At 54.6% G+C, this 20,014-nt stretch carries 18 protein-coding genes and 1 rRNA gene; 14 read left to right on the forward strand and 5 right to left on the reverse strand.

All coding sequences use genetic code 11. From position 1 onward, the window contains the following. The first annotated feature begins 55 nt into the window (after positions 1 to 55). The 3 genes from ACZ51B_RS12325 to ACZ51B_RS12335 all read left to right on the forward strand — a co-directional run bounded on the left by ACZ51B_RS12325 (position 56) and on the right by ACZ51B_RS12335 (position 4,045). Positions 56 to 2,119, forward strand: a complete 2,064-nt coding sequence (locus ACZ51B_RS12325) for an SdrD B-like domain-containing protein (protein ID WP_464293630.1) — start codon at positions 56 to 58, stop codon at positions 2,117 to 2,119. Positions 2,120 to 2,254: 135 nt separating this feature from the next. Continuing rightward, positions 2,255 to 2,698: a response regulator gene (locus ACZ51B_RS12330; RefSeq protein ID WP_464293631.1), complete on the forward strand. Its 444-nt coding sequence runs from the start codon at positions 2,255 to 2,257 to the stop codon at positions 2,696 to 2,698. Positions 2,699 to 2,758: 60 nt separating this feature from the next. Continuing rightward, entirely contained in the window at positions 2,759 to 4,045 is a 1,287-nt protein-coding gene (locus tag ACZ51B_RS12335; RefSeq protein WP_464293632.1) for a C45 family autoproteolytic acyltransferase/hydolase, read from the forward strand. Here ACZ51B_RS12335 and ACZ51B_RS12340 read toward each other — a convergent pair. Beyond that, positions 4,035 to 4,502: a hypothetical protein gene (locus tag ACZ51B_RS12340; protein WP_464293633.1), complete on the reverse strand. Its 468-nt coding sequence runs from the start codon at positions 4,500 to 4,502 to the stop codon at positions 4,035 to 4,037. The two genes, ACZ51B_RS12335 and ACZ51B_RS12340, sit on opposite strands and share 11 nt — an antisense overlap. A gap of 236 nt (positions 4,503 to 4,738) precedes the next feature. Between ACZ51B_RS12340 and ACZ51B_RS12345 the strand changes: the two genes are divergently transcribed. The 4 genes from ACZ51B_RS12345 to ACZ51B_RS12360 are packed head-to-tail and all read left to right on the forward strand — an operon-like array spanning position 4,739 to position 8,100. Beyond that, on the forward strand, positions 4,739 to 5,791 hold the full coding sequence (locus ACZ51B_RS12345; RefSeq protein ID WP_464293634.1) for a GntR family transcriptional regulator: 1,053 nt from the start codon (positions 4,739 to 4,741) through the stop codon (positions 5,789 to 5,791). 27 nt (positions 5,792 to 5,818) lie between these two features. Then, positions 5,819 to 6,601, forward strand: coding sequence for a DUF1559 family PulG-like putative transporter (locus tag ACZ51B_RS12350; protein WP_464293635.1), 783 nt, complete (start codon positions 5,819 to 5,821; stop codon positions 6,599 to 6,601). Between the two features lie 30 nt (positions 6,602 to 6,631). Then, on the forward strand, positions 6,632 to 7,360 hold the full coding sequence (locus tag ACZ51B_RS12355) for a glycoside hydrolase family 16 protein (RefSeq protein ID WP_464293636.1): 729 nt from the start codon (positions 6,632 to 6,634) through the stop codon (positions 7,358 to 7,360). A 47-nt stretch (positions 7,361 to 7,407) separates the two neighbouring features. Then, positions 7,408 to 8,100, forward strand: coding sequence for a glycoside hydrolase family 16 protein (locus tag ACZ51B_RS12360; RefSeq protein ID WP_464293637.1), 693 nt, complete (start codon positions 7,408 to 7,410; stop codon positions 8,098 to 8,100). 3 nt (positions 8,101 to 8,103) lie between these two features. On the opposite strand, the gene ACZ51B_RS12365 is transcribed toward ACZ51B_RS12360, so the two are convergent. After that, on the reverse strand, positions 8,104 to 10,305 hold the full coding sequence (locus ACZ51B_RS12365) for a fused MFS/spermidine synthase (protein ID WP_464293638.1): 2,202 nt from the start codon (positions 10,303 to 10,305) through the stop codon (positions 8,104 to 8,106). 408 nt (positions 10,306 to 10,713) lie between these two features. Here ACZ51B_RS12365 and ACZ51B_RS12370 point away from each other — a divergent pair. Beyond that, positions 10,714 to 12,220 (forward strand): 16S ribosomal RNA (locus ACZ51B_RS12370). A gap of 231 nt (positions 12,221 to 12,451) precedes the next feature. Further along, the gene (hisG, locus tag ACZ51B_RS12375; RefSeq protein ID WP_464293639.1) at positions 12,452 to 13,321 is read left to right on the forward strand and encodes an ATP phosphoribosyltransferase; all 870 of its coding nucleotides are present in this window, start codon (positions 12,452 to 12,454) and stop codon (positions 13,319 to 13,321) included. 45 nt (positions 13,322 to 13,366) lie between these two features. On the opposite strand, the gene ACZ51B_RS12380 is transcribed toward hisG, so the two are convergent. Beyond that, a complete protein-coding gene (locus ACZ51B_RS12380) occupies positions 13,367 to 14,350 on the reverse strand; it encodes a Gfo/Idh/MocA family protein (protein ID WP_464293640.1) in 984 nt (327 codons plus the stop codon). Positions 14,351 to 14,484: 134 nt separating this feature from the next. On the opposite strand from ACZ51B_RS12380, the gene tmk reads away from it, so the two are divergent. Continuing rightward, the gene (gene tmk / locus ACZ51B_RS12385) at positions 14,485 to 15,087 is read left to right on the forward strand and encodes a dTMP kinase (protein ID WP_464293641.1); all 603 of its coding nucleotides are present in this window, start codon (positions 14,485 to 14,487) and stop codon (positions 15,085 to 15,087) included. Between the two features lie 50 nt (positions 15,088 to 15,137). Then, positions 15,138 to 16,079, forward strand: a complete 942-nt coding sequence (locus ACZ51B_RS12390; RefSeq protein ID WP_464293642.1) for a glycoside hydrolase family 43 protein — start codon at positions 15,138 to 15,140, stop codon at positions 16,077 to 16,079. Between the two features lie 51 nt (positions 16,080 to 16,130). Here ACZ51B_RS12390 and ACZ51B_RS12395 read toward each other — a convergent pair whose 3' ends face one another. Further along, the gene (locus ACZ51B_RS12395; RefSeq protein WP_464293643.1) at positions 16,131 to 16,577 is read right to left on the reverse strand and encodes a chemotaxis protein CheW; all 447 of its coding nucleotides are present in this window, start codon (positions 16,575 to 16,577) and stop codon (positions 16,131 to 16,133) included. A 118-nt stretch (positions 16,578 to 16,695) separates the two neighbouring features. On the opposite strand from ACZ51B_RS12395, the gene ACZ51B_RS12400 reads away from it, so the two are divergent. The 3 genes from ACZ51B_RS12400 to ACZ51B_RS12410 are packed head-to-tail and all read left to right on the forward strand — an operon-like array spanning position 16,696 to position 18,956. After that, complete coding sequence (locus ACZ51B_RS12400; protein ID WP_464293644.1) at positions 16,696 to 17,727, forward strand: TlpA family protein disulfide reductase; 1,032 nt, start codon at positions 16,696 to 16,698, stop codon at positions 17,725 to 17,727. A gap of 21 nt (positions 17,728 to 17,748) precedes the next feature. Next, on the forward strand, positions 17,749 to 18,207 hold the full coding sequence (ribH, locus tag ACZ51B_RS12405; RefSeq protein WP_464293645.1) for a 6,7-dimethyl-8-ribityllumazine synthase: 459 nt from the start codon (positions 17,749 to 17,751) through the stop codon (positions 18,205 to 18,207). Positions 18,208 to 18,233: 26 nt separating this feature from the next. Continuing rightward, positions 18,234 to 18,956, forward strand: coding sequence for a sulfite exporter TauE/SafE family protein (locus ACZ51B_RS12410; protein ID WP_464293646.1), 723 nt, complete (start codon positions 18,234 to 18,236; stop codon positions 18,954 to 18,956). On the opposite strand, the gene ACZ51B_RS12415 is transcribed toward ACZ51B_RS12410, so the two are convergent. After that, positions 18,953 to 19,987: a quinone-dependent dihydroorotate dehydrogenase gene (locus ACZ51B_RS12415; protein WP_464293647.1), complete on the reverse strand. Its 1,035-nt coding sequence runs from the start codon at positions 19,985 to 19,987 to the stop codon at positions 18,953 to 18,955. The two genes, ACZ51B_RS12410 and ACZ51B_RS12415, sit on opposite strands and share 4 nt — an antisense overlap. Positions 19,988 to 20,014: the final 27 nt, after the last annotated feature.

The following is a 20,014-nucleotide window of genomic DNA, read 5'->3' on the forward strand; positions in this document are numbered from 1 at the left end:
ATCCAACCCAAGGCTCAGCTCCATCAGGGGCTGGGCCTTTGTCAGTAGGCCTCTTATGAACTTTAATACCCAGTCCGTAAAGCGTATCCTGAGTGGACTTGCCGCGGTCGGAGCATGTCTTTTGACATCTTCGGCAAACGCTGAGACCGCTTCGGTAACGTACACATCAAGCATCCCGATGACGCAGGACAACTGGAGCCGAAGCCTTTCGCTGCCCCAGTTCAACATCCCTGCAGTCCACCTCGATAGCGTCGACATCTCGTTCACCGGAACGGTTCTGGGCGACGCGCGCGTAGAGAACTTCGACGCCGAACCACAAACGTTCGCCGCACGAATCTGCGCATACGTCAACCTCAACAAGCCAGACGGCTCCTCGCTCCTCAAGATCCACCCTAAGTGCTCTGAAGTCAGCGACAGCCTCGACGCATTCGATGGCGTCCTCGACTACGCGGGCACCTCAGGCCGGTCCTACCTCAGCCTCACGTCGAACGAGACAGGAACTGCTTCACTCACTGCCAGCGCAGATGTAGCCCCCTTCATCGGAACCGGCTCCGTCACACTGCCAGTCGACTCCGCAGCAAGCTCCTACTTCAATGGCCCGTCCAACGTGTTCTATGCGCTGAACACTTCTTCCAGCGCAGACATCAAGATCACCTACCGGTACAGCTTCGAGCGCGCAAGCCTCGGCGACAAGGTGTGGTTCGACAAGAACAACAACGGAATCCAAGATGGCGATGAGCCAGGCGTAGCCGGTGTCAAGGTAATCCTCCAGGATGCCCAAGGCAACGAGCTGAGCAACACAACAACCGATAGCAACGGTAATTACAGCTTCACGAACCTGATGCCAGGAACCTACAAGGTTCACTTCAACGCGCCATCAGGCACTACCTTCACTCAGCAGAATGCAGGTAGCGACACAACCGTTGATAGCAATGCAGACGCCAATGGCGACACAGCAACGGTAACCCTCGCTTCCGGTGAGAACAACATCACCATCGATGCAGGTCTGGTCGGAACTCGAAGCCTGGGCGATCGAGTCTGGTTCGACGCCAATCGAAACGGAATTCAAGATCAAGACGAGATCGGAGTCGCAGGCGCAACTGTAGTCCTCTACGACGCAAACGGCAACCCAATCGCAACCCAGCTCACAGATGGCCAGGGCAAGTACCTGTTCACAAACCTTCTTCCAGGCAAATACTCCGTGAAGTTCACCCCTCCAACAGGATGGGCATTCACGATTCAAGGCGCCGGAAATGACATTGCTCTCGACAGCAATGCAAACCCAACAACCGGAGTCACCGCTCAGGTAACTCTCACCGCAAACCAAGACAACCTCACGGTTGACGCAGGCTTGGTTGGCCTCGGAAAGATCGGCGACACCGTTTGGCTCGACAGCGATGCAGACGGCAAGTACGAACCAGAAATCGGCGAGCTCGGTATCCCAGGCGTTAAGGTTCTCCTACAAGGCGACATCAACAATGATGGAACCGTGGACTACAACGCATGGACCACCACCGACGCAAACGGCAAGTACATCTTCGATATGCTCCCTCCAGGAAAGTACAAGGTCACAGTCGATGCGACCACCCTTCCTAAGGGCCTTATCCAGACATACGACCTCGACGGCGTCCAGACCAAGAACGTAGCAATCGGCAACTTAACTGTCCCAGCTAAGCCAACCGATCCAATGCAGAACCTAGACTTCGACTTTGGATACACCTACAAGTGCGATCCATGCGGCGGCTGTGCCTGCGATTGGTACCACTACTCCTGCTACTGGCCATGCAACAAGATCACCATCGGTTGCAAGACCTACACCAAGTCCGAAGCTCTCTGCCTCCTCGGTAAGAACGACTGCGGAGACATCTCCCTGGCCGTCTTCAAGCAGGTACTCGCAGCGAAGCTCAACGTAGGCATCGGTTGCAACACCGACAAGCGATACGGCGGACGATGTGGCAGCGCAAGCGGCAACATCCAAGACCAACTCCGAGCAGCAGATGCTTGGCTCTGCAAGTACCCAGTGGGTAGCCGAGTCAACTCTTGCAGCACAGCAGGTAAGACAGGACTCTCCTACGCGGACATCCTGGAAGACTACAACTGCGGCTACTACGGCTGGTAATTCACCAACCAAAGGCATAGCCCAAGCGCCCGCCACTCCCCAAAAGGAGCGGCGGGCGCTTTTTTTCGTGATTCCCACCGCCGAACGTCACTTAGGGCTTTCAGGAACAGGTGTAAAAATGTATACTAGCGCGCGATGAGCCGGGTGCTTGTTATTGATGATGAAGAAGGAGTGCTCAGTGCAATTAAGCGCCGACTCGAAAGAGCTGGCTACGAAATTGAGACTGCAGATACTGCCGCTGAAGGAATGGAAAAGATCGCTTCAGCAAACCAACCGTACGACGCCGTCGTCACGGACATGAGCATGGATACGCCCGAATCAGGACTTCAAGTCCTGCATGCGGCGTTTTCTAGAGACCTGTTTGCCGAGGTGATCGTCATGACCGCCTACGGAAACGTTGCCAACGCCGTGGAGTGCATGCGACGCGGTGCGTTCGATTACATCGAGAAGAACGCGCCAGGAGTCGACGCCTACGAAATGCTGGCAATCAAGATAGACCAAGCCCTCGACAGACGTCGAAGAGACGTCAGAACCATCGAAGCTTGGGAAAGGGCCGCAAACGCGAAGTCCCACAACTAAATCCGGATAAAAGTCCGGCAACGCTAACGGCTGGCATGCAACTCGTTTACACTAAGTTGCATGCTGGGCCTGTTAGCTCTCACTCTCCTTTCCCACAATCCCCTTGAGGCAAGCCTCGCAAAGGCATACCGAGAAGATCAAGCCGGATGGGTCCTCGTCCACCTAGAAGGTGAACCCAAAGAAATCGGTTTCCAACACGGATCGCTTCTCAGCTCAGAAATCGATGACGCCCAAAAAGCACTGCGAATCGAACTCAAGAGCAGCACAGGCAAAGAGTGGACCTGGTTCCGAGACACCACCAAAACACTCTTCTGGGACAAACTCGACCCCGAATACAAAGACGAGATCGACGGCATCGCCGAGGGACTCAAATCCAAAGGCCTGCCCTACGACCGCTGGGACATCCTCGCATTCAACGCCCACATCGAGGTCGAAGGCTACTACATCCCCTGGCTTAACAACAAAGCTTCCAACAAAGAGTCCTGTAGCTCATTCGTCGCCACCGGCAGCCAAACCAAAGGCGGACAGATTGTCCTAGGGCACAACCTGTGGTGGGGCTACACCATGGGCCAACGCTGGAACGCCATGCTGGACATCAAACCCACCAAAGGCAACCGGATCCTCATGGACGCCCTCCCCGGCTTCATCCACAGCGGCAGCGATTTCGCTATCAACAGCGCAGGCCTCGTCATCTCCGAAACCACCATCTCCGGCATCGAAGGCTTCGACCCCAAAGGCCTTCCCGAGTTCATGAGGATGAGAAAGGCAACCCAATACGCCACCAACCTCGACCAATGGGTCCAGATCATGAACAAAGGCAACAACGGCGGCTACGCCAACACCTGGCTGCTAGGCGATACCAAAACCGGTGAAATCGGCAAGCTCGAACAAGGCCTCAAAAACGTGATCTTCTCCCGATCGTCCGACGGCTACTTCGTAGGCTCCAACTTCCCCGAAAACCCCAAGCTCATCGCAGAAGAAGTCCCCGGAGGCTGGTCCACCGACCCCAAACTCAACAGCTGCGAAGCCAGAAAGTTCCGCTGGAACTCCCTCCTCAAAGCCAACAAAGGCCAAGTCGATGCGGAAAAAGCAAAGCAGTTCCTCGCCGATGACTACAACGAAGTCATCGACAAGAAAGGCCTAAGCGGCTCCACCCTCTGCGGAAAATCCTTCTCCGGCGGCGCAGTCAACACCAAAGTGATCACCGCCGAGATGATCAAGAACTGGCAGGTCTGGGGCAGAATGGGCTTCACCGATGGCTCAGAAATGAAGTTCACCTCAAGACCCAACCCAATGCTACGAGATATCAAGTCGCATCCATGGGTGCTGCTCAGCCCTAAGCAGTAGCCCGAAAGCCAAACTCAAGTCCATTCATAGGGGTGATGCGGCAGGTCTCCATCAACGCCTTCCGCGTCACCTCAACGGCCTCATCAAGCCCAGCCGGAACAAAATACTCCACCACATGGGTCCGGCTATCGAGCCCTACACAGCAATCTTTACAGGGCAAGACGCCCCTCTTCATAAAAAAGCTGCGAACATCCCGTTCAAATTGATCGCAACGCATCGGATCAAATTCAAACGAAAACAATAGTCCGTTGTCCTGACACTCAAGCCACATCGACGGCCCAGCACCAAGGCGCGAGATCGTCAAACTGCCGCCAAAGCCATGGGCCGAGTAAAGCTGCTCAATGTACTCCGGAAGCTTGCTCAGCCCCCCTTCAAAAACCACATCCGAATCCAGCGAAGCGGTGAGCGGATCCGCCGATCCACTCACCTCCGATCTTCTCCAAACAACAAAAGGCACCACGCTATAAGTTAACGCGGATAGAAAGTTCCACCAAGCCACACTACTAAGGCAGACGACACGTTCCAACTCAAGTTCTGTGCAAAGTGAAAGAATGTTGGTAGAGATTTCACTTGCAATAACCTGTCAATAACAGTCAGCAAAGAGACGTGCGAAAAATCGCTTGGAGTTCGGACCATTGTTTTGTATAGTGAAGTTCTATAGAGAGCATGTTAAGAAATCTATAGAGAAAAAGCATGTCAGCAGCAGCCAAGTATCGAGAAGTAGAAAGAGCCCTCCGGACAGATCTGGAGCAAGGCACATGGGCAGAAGGTGAACGCCTCCCCTCCGAACACGAGCTTTCCCGCAGATTCGGCGTCTCCTACATGACCACCCGCCAAGCCGTCTCCCAACTCGTAGCCGACGGCCTAGTTCAAAGACTCACCGGCAAAGGCACGTTCGTATTGAAACAACCGGACTGGCTCGACTCAGAACCCAAAGCCCTCAGCCCCATGGCACTCATCGTGCCCGAACTCTGGCAGCGAATCGACCCCCACTACTTCCCAGATGTGCTCCAAGGCTTCCAAACCTATCTCGAAGACCAAGGACGTGAAGCCTTAATCATCGACTACGCCACCGCCGAAAGATCCGACCGACTCCCCCAAGGCGCAGCCGTAGCCTGCCTTCTCACCACTGTCGAAGAAGCAAAACTCGCCGAGAGACTCAAAGATCGAGGCTTCCACGTACTCGCAGTAAACCGATACACCGGCAGAAGAGCCATTCCCTGGATCTCTCCCGCAAACGAAGACGGGGTCCAACAAGCAGTCGAACTCCTCATCAGCCAAGGCCACCAGTCCATCGCCTTCCTCCGCGGAAACGAAGGCAACCTCGACGCCCTAGATCGCCAAAAGGGCTACCGAAAGACCATGAAGAAACACGGCTTCCACACAACCGAAGCTGGCAACGGATTCAAAGAAGAGAATGGCTACAGAGCAGCCCTGGAACTGCTCACCACGCCAAACCGCCCCACAGCGCTCGTCTGCGCCAGCGATCTAGCCGCCCTCGGAGTCATGAAGGCCGCAAGAGAACTAAACATCTCCATCCCAAACGAACTCTCCCTCATCGGATTCGGCAACTTCTCCCTCATCGCCTATCTAGACCCAGCGCTGTCCACAGTCAACCTCCCGAGAACAGAACTAGGCCGAAGAGCCGCACAAGGCCTCATCGCAATGGCCGCTGGCGAAAAGGTGAGCTCAGGCTGGATCCCAACACACCTCGTTCCAGGTTCAACCCACACACCACGACTTTAGCTCCCATCACTTACAGGTCCCCCTCCTATGAATACACTTCGTTCTTCTAAAGCCTTCACGCTCATTGAACTACTTGTTGTCATCGCAATCATCGCCATCCTAGCCGCCATCCTCTTCCCTGTGTTCGCCCAGGCAAAGGAAGCCGCAAAGAAAACAGCCTGCCTTTCCAACACCAAACAGATCGGCACAGCAAACATGCTCTATCTCAACGATAGTGACGACGTCATGCCCATCGGCTACTACGCAGCCCCCGACTACAACCCAGAGATTATCTGGCACTTCATCATCTCGCCCTACATGGGAGAAGGTAAGTTCGATTACGACAACCAAGGCCAAAGAAGCGCCCCCGCCGTAAGAACCTGCCCATCAAGCATCAAGAGAGGGGCACTGGGCTACTCCATGAACCAGCGCATCGGCGGCAATGGAGACTACAACGACACCCCATCAGTCGACAACGGCTGGTACTACAGACCGCTATCCGCCTCAGCCCTCACCCACGTCGCCGAGACCATCATCTACGGCGAAGGCACCCAAAACCCAGCCTGGGGCGGCAACTGCGGAGCACTCTACCTCTGGACTCCCGGAGTCATCAACACATCCACAGGAGCCTTTGCAAGCACAGAGGCCGAGTGGAAAACCCTCGACAACGATTCCGGCGTATCCCCAGCCAAATTCCAGATTCGATACCGCCACACCGGAGGAGCCAACATGGCCCTAGGTGACGGCCACTCCAAGTGGTACAAGCGAGGCAGCGTCAAGCTCTGGAATTTCCAAGCAGGCGGCGACAACGAAGACGCATCCATTCGATAACCCAAATCAACTCAACGAGGAGATACAACCATGGCCTATCAGAACACGAACGTCACCAAGGTAGCGGTCTGTTCGTTGTGCGTGCTCACCGCGCTCACAACGAACTCCGTTGCCCAAACCATAAGCTGGAAGGGTTACACCTGGACAGTAAAATCCGGCACCGCCCTAGGACCCGGCCCCAACACATGGAGCGCGTCCAACGTATCCATCGATTCCAACGGATACCTCCATCTCAAAATCACCAACTCAACCTCCGGCTGGACATGCGCCGAAGTCACCGGCCCAAACCTTGGCTTCGGTACCTACCAATGGCAAGTAGAAGGACCCATCGATAAGCTCGACAAAAACGTCGTCCTTGGCCTCTTCGGCTACAAAGGCCCCGACGGCGTCAACGAGATCGATGTCGAGTTCGCCCACTGGGGCAACGCCTCCTACAACATAGGCAACTGGACGGTCTACCCAAGCTCAGGCACAACCAAAGGAAGCCAAACCTTCCCACTCACGCTCAGCGGAACCTACACCACCTCCCGCTACACATGGAGCAGCACGGGAGTCCAGTACTGGCTCATGGGTGGACACCAGCCCATCGGAACCACCACCAACGTGATCCAAACCTGGAACTACACCCCGGCCACCCCCCTCACCAACATCACACAAACACCCATCGCAACCTCCATGAACCTCTGGCTCTTCCAAGGTCACGCCCCAAGCGATGGCAAGCCCGTCGAGATCATCATCCACGACTTCAAGAAAGTCTGATCGACCCCAGGCCAGACGCACCCAAGCGCTCTGGCCCAATCCCCGCCATGTTCCTAACCCTGCTCACCCTCCTCGCTCCAAAAACCATCGAATTCTCCGGCTACACCTGGGACGTCAAAACAAGCACATCCAAAGTTGGCCCCGGCCCAAACCTGTTCGGCGGCTCCGAGAAATCAGTCCAAGTAGACGCAAAAGGACGCCTCCATATGAAGGTCTATAAGACCGAACAAGGCGGCTGGCGCTGCTCCGAAGTCGTCATGCAAAAGTCCCTGGGCTACGGCACCTATCGATTCACCATCGAAACTCCCCAAACCCACCTGGACCCCAATCTCGTGCTCGGCCTCTTCACCTGGAGCGACCCCGATGCCGAAAACCACCGGGAAATCGACATCGAACTCTCACGCTGGGGCAACCCCAAACTCGTGAACACCCAGTTCGTCATCCAGCCCTACGAGAAACCTCAGAACATCAACCGCTTCGAATCCCCCAAAGCAGATCCGTTCTCGGTCCAAGAATTCACCTGGAAACCCAAGGAAGTCACCTTCAAAAGCCAGTCAGGCCGAAACGCCAAGAAGCTAAAACTGGTCAAGGACTGGACATACACCGGCCCAGACATCCCCACTCACCTCGACGAGCAACTTCGCATCAACCTCTGGCTCATGGAAGGCAAAGCCCCAACCAAAGACCAACCCTACGAAGTCGTCATCAGCAAGTTCGAATTCGAACCGCTCAAAAGCTAGACCCTAATCCGCCCCACCAGGACCCAAAGCGCCCGGCTTAAAAGCACCGATGACATTGCAATAGTCGTCGGTCCAAGGCTGCTTCAACAAAGTCCCATCAAAATCGCCCCAAACCGCCGACTTCAACAAAGGTCCAAAGTCGGCGGACTTCCGCGAAACAATCACCCAGTTCGAAGCCTGCTTCCCTTCCTTCACCTCATCCGCCGAAGCCCCATCTTCCTGATACTTCAACTTCAACCCCAACCGATCACTAGCGGTCGCCAGCACAGGCAACAGATCCAAATACCGGTTGCTAATATGAAACGCCAACATCCCACCTGGCTCCAAATGGTCCAGATAAGACTGAATCGCTTCCACCGTCAAAAGGTGAATCGGAATCGCGTCCGAACTAAAAGCGTCCAACACAATCAGCCCGTAATGCTCCGACTCCTTCCCAAGAGTCAATCGAGCATCCCCAAGCACCACATTCACCTGGGCCTTGCTGTCATGCAAGAACGTAAACCATCGCGTATCACTTGCAACCTTCTTCACCACAGGGTCAATCTCAAAGTAGGTCATGTGCTGGCCAGCCCGCCCATAAGCCGCCAAAGACCCAACCCCAAGCCCCACCAACGCAACACGATCCTTAGGCATCTGCTGCATCACCTGCCCAATCGGCCCGTTCGAGTAGTAATACGTCAAAGCCTTGGTCGGATACCGGCTGTCCTGAATCCCATGGATCGTGTTCCCATGAATCAACTTATGCTGCGCGCCATGCTCAGCCAACACAATCCGGTGAACCCCAAAGAAGCTCCGAGCAGTGTAAGGCACGTTCCCATCGCTCGCCACATGCATCTTCGCCGCCACAATGAACCCCGCCGCTAAACTAAGCCCAAACCGAGTCGGATAGTCCACCGCCAAGAAACACAAAATCGCCGGAAACCCAATGGTCAAGAAAGTCCGAAGCGGACTCGCCTCCATTCCCAGCAGCTTAGCCACCAAAACCAGACCAATCATCACCCCAGCAATCGCAGCCGGATACAACCCATCCCACTTAGACCCCTTAGCTCCATCCTTGCGAGGCATCAACAGAGCCGCAGCAACCAGCGCCGCCGGGTACTCCGCCAACGTATCAAACACAACCGGAGCAACCAGCGCATTAAACACGCCCCCAATCACGCCTCCTAAAGAAAGATAGAAGTAAAACTCCGTCAGGTGCTTCGCCGAAGGCCGCGACTCGCTCAACCGTGAGTGACACATCCAAGTCGCCACGAAGAACACAACCAAGTGCAAAACAGCCAGTGGCAGCATCGGCTTGTCGCTCTCCAACACAATCGTCAACACAAGCGGAGTGAGAATCAACGGATAGATCCTCCCCAGTACCTTGGATGGCGTGTGAGGTTTCCTGGCAAACACCAAGATGAACGTCAACAGATAAAGCGCAAGCGGAATCACCCACAAAAGCGGAATAGGCGCAATATTGCTCGTAAGGAAAGTCGTCACGCCCAGCAGCAGCGAACTAGGAACAGCCGACAAAGAAACCCACCGAAGCCGATCCGCCCGCGTAACCGGCACATCCGCCACGTCTTCCACGTCAGCCGACTCTGAAACCCCATAGCCACCCGGCCGAGACACCAGCGCGCAGCCGCCAATGCAGAAAATCAGAACCATATACGCAAACGCCCAATACTTCGACTGCTCACCCAACTTCAAAGCCGGCTCAATCAGCGTCGGATAAGCCAGCAAAGCCAGCATCGATCCAACATTTCCAGCCGCATATAAGAAGTAAGGCTCCTTCGCGTCGCGGTTGGAAGTGGTCGAATACCAACGCTGCAAAAGCGAACTATTGCCCGACAAAGCAAAGAACGGCAGCCCCACCAACCCCGCCAGCGCCCACAAAACCAAAGTAGAAGGGGGCGTATTCCCCTGAGCCGCCTCGCGAACCCCCTGAAACCAATGGCTCTGAGTAGTAATCGGAAGCGCCACAACAGCCACCGCAACCACTCCGCAATGAACCGCCTTCTGAACCCATCCCTTCAAGTAGGTCGCAACCAAGTGCGCGTACAGATAGCCCAGCAGCAAGGTGCCCTGGAAAAAGACAAGGCTGGTGTTCCAAACCTGTGGAGATCCCCCAAAAATCGGAAGGATCATGCGCGCCGCAAGAGGCTCAATAACAAAGAGCAAGCTGGAGCTAAGGAAGGCTGCTAGGAGAAAGAGAGTGCGCACGAGATGGGCCTATTATTGCGCGTGACAGCGTCCTTTGATGCGTGTGGCTCGAATAGATACGTACGTTTCCGAAGGGTGGAAAGGAGCATCTTTTGAAAGTTTTTTTAACGAGCGCTTGACAAGTTAGGTTCGAACGCGCAATACTATTGATGTCGAGGCGGCTGAGAGGCAGCTGAGACGAAAAAGAAAAGAACCTTGAAAGCTTCATAGGGAAAGATAGCGTTTTGAACAAGTTAAACAAAACGGTTATTCGAAAGAACTAACCAAAACTTACTGGCGAAGAGTTAGTAAGCGATGGCTCAAGTCCTGCGAGCTTGTCTCGGTGGATAAGAGACCTCAGAGTTTACTCTGAGGAGAACATCACCAGCAACGTCAACCATTCCATTAATTTGGAGTAGGTCAACACTTTCTTCGGAGAGTTTGATCATGGCTCAGGACGAACGCTGGCGGCGTGCCTAAAACATGCAAGTCGAACGGAGTCTTCGGACTCAGTGGCGAACGGCGGAGTAATACATGAGGAACGTGCCCTAAAGACTGGGATAGTCATTGGAAACGATGGGTAATACCAGATGTGGCGGAAGATCGGCATCGATTTTCCACTAAAAGGTTTTTCGCTTTAGGAGTGCCTCATGGCCTATCAGGTAGTTGGTGGGGTAATGGCCTACCAAGCCGACGACGGGTAGCGGGTCTGAGAGGATGATCCGCTCGAGTGGGACTGAGACACGGCCCACACACCTACGGGTGGCAGCAGTTGGGAATCTTGCACAATGGGGGAAACCCTGATGCAGCGACGCCGCGTGGAGGATGAAGGGTCTAGGCTCGTAAACTCCTTTTTCAGGGAAAGACTTAGGACGGTACCCTGAGAATAAGGACCGGCTAACTACGTGCCAGCAGCCGCGGTAAGACGTAGGGTCCAAGCGTTGTCCGGATTTACTGGGCGTAAAGAGCGCGTAGGCGGCTCGTTAAGTGTGAAGTGAAATCTCCAGGGCTCAACCCGGAAACTGCTTTACATACTGGCGAGCTAGAGGGATGCAGAGGTTTGTGGAATTCCTGGTGTAGCGGTGAAATGCGTTGATATCAGGAGGAACACCCATGGCGAAGGCAGCAAACTGGGCATCATCTGACGCTGAGGCGCGAAAGCGTGGGTAGCAAACAGGATTAGATACCCTGGTAGTCCACGCCCTAAACGATGGATACTAGGCGTAAGAGGTATCGACCCCTCTTGTGCCGCAGCTAACGCATTAAGTATCCCGCCTGGGGAGTACGGCCGCAAGGTTGAAACTCAAATGAATTGACGGGGACCCGCACAAGCGGTGGAGCATGTGGATTAATTCGATACTAACCGAAGAACCTTACCCAGGTTTGACATCGATCGCAAGCCTTAGAAATAGGGCCCTCCCCAAAAGGGACGTGAAGACACTTGTTGCATGGCTGTCGTCAGCTCGTGCCGTGAGGTGTACGGTTAAGTCCGCCAACGAGCGCAACCCTCGTCCTGTGTTACCAGCATGAAAGATGGGCACTCACAGGAGACCGCCGGTGTAAGCCGGAGGAAGGTGGGGATGACGTCAAGTCAGCATGGCAGTTACGCCTGGGGCTTCACACATGCTACAATGGATGAAACAGAGGGCAGCAATACCGCGAGGTGGAGCAAATCCCAAAAATACATCCTCAGTTCAGATTGTAGTCTGCAACTCGACTACATGAAGGCGGAATCGCTAGTAAACGCAGGTCAGCTATACTGCGTTGAATACGTTCCCGGGTCTTGTACACACCGCCCGTCAAGTCACCTGAATTGTCTTCACCCGAAGTCCGTGGCCTAACCGTAAGGAAGGAGCGGCCGAAGGTGAGGGGGGTAAGGGGGACTAAGTCGTAACAAGGTACCCGTACCGGAAGGTGTGGGTGGATCACCTCCTTAAAGGAGTAGTACTCAAACTTGCAAGCCAAGTTTGACAACTCCAGGTCGATTTGTTCTAAACGTTACCCTGTGGAGCTTTTAAGCTTCTTCTCAAACAAGAAGACCGATGTCGAAAGATATCGGTCTTCTTTGTGTTTAAAACCCAGCAAATCTTAAGGTTTTAGCCAAAATCCACCCGCCAACCCACACTTACAAAGTCCAACCGCCCCCAAACGGTAAACTACTAAGTCTATGAAACTGAAGCTAGGACTGCCCAAAGGCAGCCTACAAGAAGCCACCTTCTCTTTGTTCGCAAGAGCGGGCTTCGACTTTAAAATCTCTTCAAGGTCGTACCAACCAGTGGTCGACGACGAAGGGATCGAACCGATCCTGCTTCGACCTCAAGAGATCCCCATGTACATCCAACAAGGTGTCATCGATGCAGGTCTCACAGGGCTCGACTGGATCAAGGATTGCGGTGCAGATGTTCACGAGATTTGCGAGCTACGATACAGCAAACTCACGAACAACCCAATCCATGTAGTCCTAGCAGTTCATAACGACAGCCCAATCAAGTCCGTCAAAGACCTCGAAGGCAAAAGAATCGCCACCGAATACATGCGGCTCACCGAGCGCCACCTCCAAGAAAATGGAGTCAAAGCCAACGTTGAGTTCAGCTGGGGTGCCTGCGAAGTCAAGGTCCCAACCCTCGTGGACGCCATCGTGGTCAACACCGAAACCGGCAACTCCCTACGAGCACACAACCTCAAAATCGTAGAGACCCTCCTCACCAGCACCACGCGCTTCGTGTGCAACCAAACAGCCTGGGACGACGACTGGAAGCGAAACAAACTGGAGTCCCTCCAGATCCTCCTCACAGGAGCGATGAACGCCTCCAAACTGGTAGGCCTCAAAATGAACCTGCCGAAAGCTCAGCAGGAAGAGATCCTCTCCATCCTCCCTTCCCTACAAAACCCAACCATCAGCCAACTGGCCGACCCAGCCTGGCTAGCCGCCGAGGTCATCCTCAGCGAAAAGGAAGTAAGAGACCTCATTCCCGCCCTCAAAAGAGCAGGAGCCACCGGCCTCGTCGAGTACCCACTCAACAAGGTCATCTACTAAAAAAAGAAAGGACATGGCAAACCAGCCATGTCCTTTCCCAAATGGCTAAGCCGTAACCGGAACAGCCGCCCCATCTTTCGCAGCCGAAGCCCAAGCCGCTTCCGTAAGCCGAATCACTTCCAGCCCACACTCAAAAGGCGACTCGCAAACCGCCACCCCTCGGCAAGCGTCAATAAAGTTCTTGTCCGGAGTCGAGCTGCCACTCAAGTGCTCCGCCTTCATCCGGTTCTGAGCACGGTCCACCGTCGTCAACTTCCCATCTCGGATAAAGAACGCCATGTTGTCGCACATGATCGTAATATCCTCGTGCCAGTTCATGCCATCGCCCACAACGGTCAGCGTCCCAAGACCGCCATTCTTAAACCGCAGAGAAACAGCCGAGTTGATATCAACCTCAGTGCCAAAGTTGTCGGTAAAAGCAGAAACGCTATCCACGCTCACACCGGTGCTCCACAAAATAATGTCGATCAAGTGGCTTCCCGAGTCGTTCAACTGACCGCCACCCGAGAGCGAGTGCAGCTGCCGCCAAGTCCCCTTAGTCCCTCGCAACCACTCCTGAGTCTGCAAGGCCGCAATGTAATGCACCTTCCCAGCCTCGCCAGAATCCACCTTCTGCTTGATGTACCGAAACTCAGCCTGATAGTGCCGCTGGTAGCTCACCATGCCAACCTTCCCAGCCTTGTCCCGAGCCGCAATCACCTCATGCGCATGAGCCACACTCGTCACCAAAGGCTTTTCACAGCAAACATGCGCGCCAGCCGAAAGCGAATCCAAAATCTGAGTCACGTGCTGCGTATGAGGAGTCGCAATCATCACCGCATCCGGCTTAATCTTCTCCAGCATCTCGGCATGGTCGTTAAAACTAGGAGCGCCCGCAACCTTCGGATGCGCCTCTTTGGTCAACCGAATCTGTTCATCCGTCGGGTCCACCAAAGCAACCACTTCAGCCTCAGCTACCTTGAGCAAATTGCCCATGCGATATCGCTGAAAACCACCACAACCAATCATAGCAACGCGTACTTTGTCCATTGTTACAACTTCTCCAGAAGCCTGTCAGAGGCGGAGCATACCAACCCCTGAACCGAAGAGTAGCAACCTAAAGCCACGAACGCAAGAATGTTGAAAAATTCCTATCCCTGCCCAATTGGTTAAACTCTAAGACAATGTTCATCACCTTCGAGGGACCAGAAGGCGCAGGCAAGTCAACAGCCATCCGCACAGTCGCCGCCCAACTGGAGCAAGCCGGATTCCAAGTCCTCGTCACAAGAGAACCAGGCGCAGGCGACTTCGGCAAAAAGATCCGCGAGATCCTCCTCCACGGCGATAACGTGCACCCACACGCAGAACTTCTCCTCTTCCTAGCCGACCGAGCCAATCACGTCGCTACCATCATCCGACCCGCGCTCGAAGAAGGAAAAGTCGTCCTCTGCGACCGCTACGCCGACTCAACCTACGTCTACCAAGGCATCGTCCGAGGCCTTGACAAACAGTTCGTAACCCAAGGCAACCACTTCGCAACAGGCGGCCTCCAACCAACCACCACCTTCCTCCTAGACCTCCCTGCTGAAATCGGCCTCTCACGTCTAGAGTCCAAAGACCGAATGGACGCCCTCCCACTCGAATTCCACCAAGGAGTCAGAAACGGCTTCCTCCAACTCGCTCAACAAAACCCCGACCGTTGGCAAATCGTCGACGCAACCCAAACACCCCAAGAGGTAGTCCAGACCATATTCGCGAAGCTAATCGAACAGCTTTCAAACCGATAGTCCGATCGTCCATTCCGCCCCAAGGCGTATGCACTGAATACTGAACAAAGATGCTCACCCTGCTAATTGCCCTCAACGCCATGAAGTCGCCCGATCTCTTCCTGGCCACCTACTTCGTAGATAACGGCCAAACCGGCGCGATGCTGGCCATCAGCGAGGACGGCCTCAAGTTCCGCCCCATGGTCGAACCCAACCGAACCGTCATCTCCCCAGAAGCAGGCCCAGAGAACATCCTCCGAGACCCCTGCATCCTCAAAGGCGCTGGCAACACATGGCACATGGTCTGGACAACAGGCTGGTGGGACACCCACATCGGAATCGCCCACTCCACCGATGCCGTCCACTGGTCCAAAACCGACTACCTCCCAGTCATGACCAGCTTCAAAGGCGTCAGCAACACATGGGCACCAGAAATCGTCTACGACAAACCAAACAAGCAGTACGTCATCTACTGGGCATCAACCATCGAAGGAGCCTTCCCAGAGACCGCACGTAAAGACGGCGACCTAGACAACCTAAAACGGCCCCTCAACAACCGCCTCTACGCCACAACCACCAGGGATTTCAAAACCTACACCCCCACCAAACTCCTGTGGGACCCAGGCTTCAACTGCATCGACGCCACCATGATCCGCGCACGAGGCAAATGGCTACTCTTCGGAAAAGACGAAACGAAAGCGCCAAAGCCAGCCAAACACATCTTCATGGCAGAAGCAGAAAGCGCCACAGGCCCATTCAAAATCGTCGCCCCGAAAATCACAGGCAGCTACTGGGCAGAAGGACCAACCGCAGTCGATCTCGGTGACCGAGTCCGTGTCTACTTCGATCGATACACAGAAGGGAAATGGGGCGCAGTCGAGTCCACAGATCTCAAGAACTGGACCGACGTAAGCGACAAAATCGCCATGGTGCCAGGCGCACGCCACGGAACCATTCTCAAACTCAAAGCCTCCCTAGTCGAAGGCATCCAAAAGCTACTTCAACAGAAATAGCAAAGCTAAGGGGTGTGGACGAATGATCTTTTCGTCCACACCCCACAGATACTAAGCCGCTACTTTCGCGACCTTATTGCGAAGCTCCTTCGGCACGATGTGATCGGGCTCCAGAAGCAAAGTGAGCAGATCATTCTGCTTGCCAACACCGCGAAGATAATCTTCGCCCGTAGTAACGATGTGCTCGGCAGGTTCGACATTCTCTAAAGGAAAGTCGAAAATTCCGTCCACATTGTCAACCTTAAGAGCACAGCGACCCATGGCCGTAAGCACCACAACAAAGTTGTGCGCCTCGCCATCCTCGCTGACTCCAAATCGCTGCCGCGCATCCAGTGCAGGAATCGTCTCCCCACGCAACTCAAACACGCCAAGAAGCATCTTAGGTGTTTTGGGCAATCGCGTCACGTTCTGCAAAGGCAAAATCCGCTCCACAGACGCAATCGGCAGACCAAAACGCTCCTTATCTAGCTTAAAGACCACATACTTGTTTTCACTCATTGCAAACCACCTCTTGTTTCTCTGATTCCCACTTCCCGCAAAGACTTTCCCAGCACAAATCTGTGTTCTCACCTAACGTCAGGGCAAAACCCCGACATAATGCAGGGAAGGAGTAACCATGCTGATCGCCGCACTATTCACACTTCTGGGTTCGCAGAAATCCCCGGCCCTAGAGAGGTACGCAAAGTTTGCAAGCACCCACCCGTGCGTCGAGGTCGACATCCAAACCTCCCTAACCACCAAGAAACTGGCCGGCCCCAAAGGCAAGCTCCTCTTCGACCGCAACGGCAGCCTGCTCTACAAAGGAACCTGGAAGGGCGAACAATACACCCTCTCCAGCACCGCCGAGACCTACCTGGAACTGACCGAACCTGAGAGAATCTACGACGAACACCCAGGCGGATTGGGCCTAAGAGTCTACAAATCTCGGATCTCAGGAATCCCAAGTCAAGGCATCCCCAGTCTCCTCTTCGCGAAATCGATCCCGCAAAGTGGTGGCAAAGTAGAGACCACCCAAAGCGGCAAAAACTCCATCGTCAAGATCACGCAAAAGTCCCCCATGTCGCTCGATGTCCTAACCTACACCATAGACGAAAGCGGCAAACTCCTCGAAATCGACCGACTCTCCCAAGGGGCAATGGGCATCTCGGAAATCAACTGGAAACTCTCCAACTACCGCTTCCCCACCAAACTCACACGAGCCAGTTTCAAGCCCTCCATCCCCCTCGGCTTCTCCCCCTTCGCACTGGAACCTATGGAAAACCAACTCCAGCCAGGCGAAGCTGCTCCTGTCACGGGATGGCTAAACCGCAAGACCAAAGAAACCGTCAACCTCCTCAAACAAAGCCCAACAGGCTCTGTCCTCATCGCCTACATCTCCAAAGATGACGGCCCAGCCGAAGCCTGCCTCGCCTCCCTCAAGAAACTCTCCTCAGACATTTTCGTAGCAACCATCGGCGAAAATGGAGAGTACGCAGACCCAACCGGCAAGCTCATCCGTCAACTCAACCCAGCAGGCACCCCCAGCTTCTTCCTCGTAGACAAATCTGGCAAAATCGCAAAACTGTGGCTAGGCTTCGACCGAACCAACCCAGAGAAATTCGAGAAAGAGATCCGAGATGCCGTACAGGCCCTCACTAAAGGAAACTAGTTCACTGCCATAATCAAAACTGTGAAAGAACTCCAAGGCCGCATGGATGCCTCGGGCAAAAAGTTTGCCATCGTCGTCAGTCGATGGAACGAACTCGTGACCAAGGAACTCCTCGCGGGAGCTCTCGACGAACTCAAGCGCTTCGGCGACCCCGAAGTCACCGTGGTACACGTTCCCGGAACCTGGGAAATGCCACCGGTTATCAAAGCTCTCCTAGCCTCCAGTTCTAAGCCAGACGCCGTCATCGCCCTCGGATGCATTCTCCAAGGACAAACCCCCCACGCCAAACTCCTGGGTTCAGACGTAGGCGGCGCCCTGATGAGCCTCCAGATCGAGTTCAAAACCCCTATCAGCTGGGGCGTCCTCACCCCAGACACCCAAGATCAAGCCCTCGATCGATCCGGAATGAAGTACGGCAACAAAGGCCGCGAGGCAGCCCAAGCAGCAATCGAGACCGCAAGCGTCCTGGGGCTCATCTGAACCTAGCACAAGCGGCTCTTCTGTTCGTGGTAGGCGGAATCGCCAGCGCCATCAACGCAATCGCCGGGGGCGGAACCCTAGTCTCCTTCCCCGTCCTCACCGTGAGCCTTGGGCTCACCGAGAGAATCGCGAACGCCACCAACTCCGTCGGACTCTTCCCAGGCTCCTTCGCCAGCGCGTTCGGCTACAAAAACCTCTTCGAGAAAGCAGGCCACCACCTCAAAACGCTCTTTCTCCCAACCCTCCTCGGTTCACTCCTGGGCTCGCTACTCCTACTCAACACCAGCGACGCCATCTTCCGAAGAGTCATCCCATTCCTCATCCTGCTCGCAGCCCTCATGCTCATCCTGCAGCCAAAGGTCAAAGCGATGATGGGCCACACCCGAACGCTACCCGTCTGGGCCGGAATCGTCTTCCAGTTCTTCGTCTCACTCTACGGCGGCTACTTCGGCGCTGGAATGGGCATCATGATGCTCGCCAGCTTCGCATTCTACATGGAAGGCTCCATTCACGAACTCAACGCAGTAAAAAACTGGCTCGCCGTCATCATCAACGTCGTCGCATCCGCCATCTTCTTCTACAAACACCTAGTCGAAGTCGGACCAGCCTTAGTCCTGGTAGCAGGCGGCATCGCCGGTGGCTTCATTGCGGCGCGAGTCTCCCAGCGATTCGATCCCGACAAACTGCGTACAGCCATCGCCATCTATGGCCTCCTAATGGCCGCCTATTTCGCCTACAAAGCCTTTTAGTAAGCCGACCCGCGTAATTCACCAAGACTGGAAATCCCGTCGCGCTCCATCAATTCCACAAGCCTCTCCATCGCGGTAGGAACCATATGCGGTCCACCGTAGATCCAACCCGTATAAACCTGGCACAGATGAGCGCCTAACCGGATCTTCTCATAAACGTCGTCCCCGCTCATAATCCCACCCACACCCATCAAATAAAGATCCCGATTGCAGTTCTGATACAGGTGCGAAAGAAACGCATTGGCCTTCCCAAGCAAAGGTGCACCCGAAAGCCCACCCGCCTCGCCAGGATCCCGCTGAATCCCCTCACGCGAAAGCGTGGTATTGGTCGCGATCAACCCCGTCAGCTTCGCCTCATGAGCCACCTCAATCACCTCGTCCAAAGCCGAGATCTCCAGATCAGGAGCCACCTTCACAAACAAAGGCCGACTAGAGTCAATCTCCCTTAACCCGTGAATAATCTCCAACAAAGGCCCCTTCTCCTGCAAAGTCCGCAAACCAGGAGTGTTAGGCGAAGACACATTCACCACAAAATACTGCCCAAACGAGTGCAGCAGCCGGTAGCTCTCCGCATAGTCCTCAGCCGCCTCCTCCAAAGGGGTCACCTTACTCTTCCCTAAATTAACCCCAATAGGAACCTGAGGCTCCGCCGCAGCCAACCGAGTCGCCACAGCCTGAGCACCCTGGTTGTTAAAACCCAACCGGTTGATCAAAGCCTTGTCTTCAGGAATCCGAAACATCCGCGGCTTAGGGTTTCCAGGCTGAGCATGGCGAGTAATCGTCCCCGCCTCCACAAACCCAAACCCCAACTGGTGCCAGTAATTAAGGGCAACCCCGTTCTTGTCAAACCCCGCCGCCAAACCAAGCGGATTCGCAAATTTCACCCCAAATAAGGTCTGCTCAAGACGCGAATCACGAAAGGTCCGACCCTTGAAAATCCCCTTCTCAAGGGCCTTCATCGCCAGTTCGTGTACCTTCTCTGGATCGACCTTAAACGCAAGGGGACGCAAGAACGATTCATAAAGGCTCATGCGTCAATTATGACCATCTTTAACAAC

Source organism: Fimbriimonas sp. LA-C6 (genome assembly GCF_055398105.1).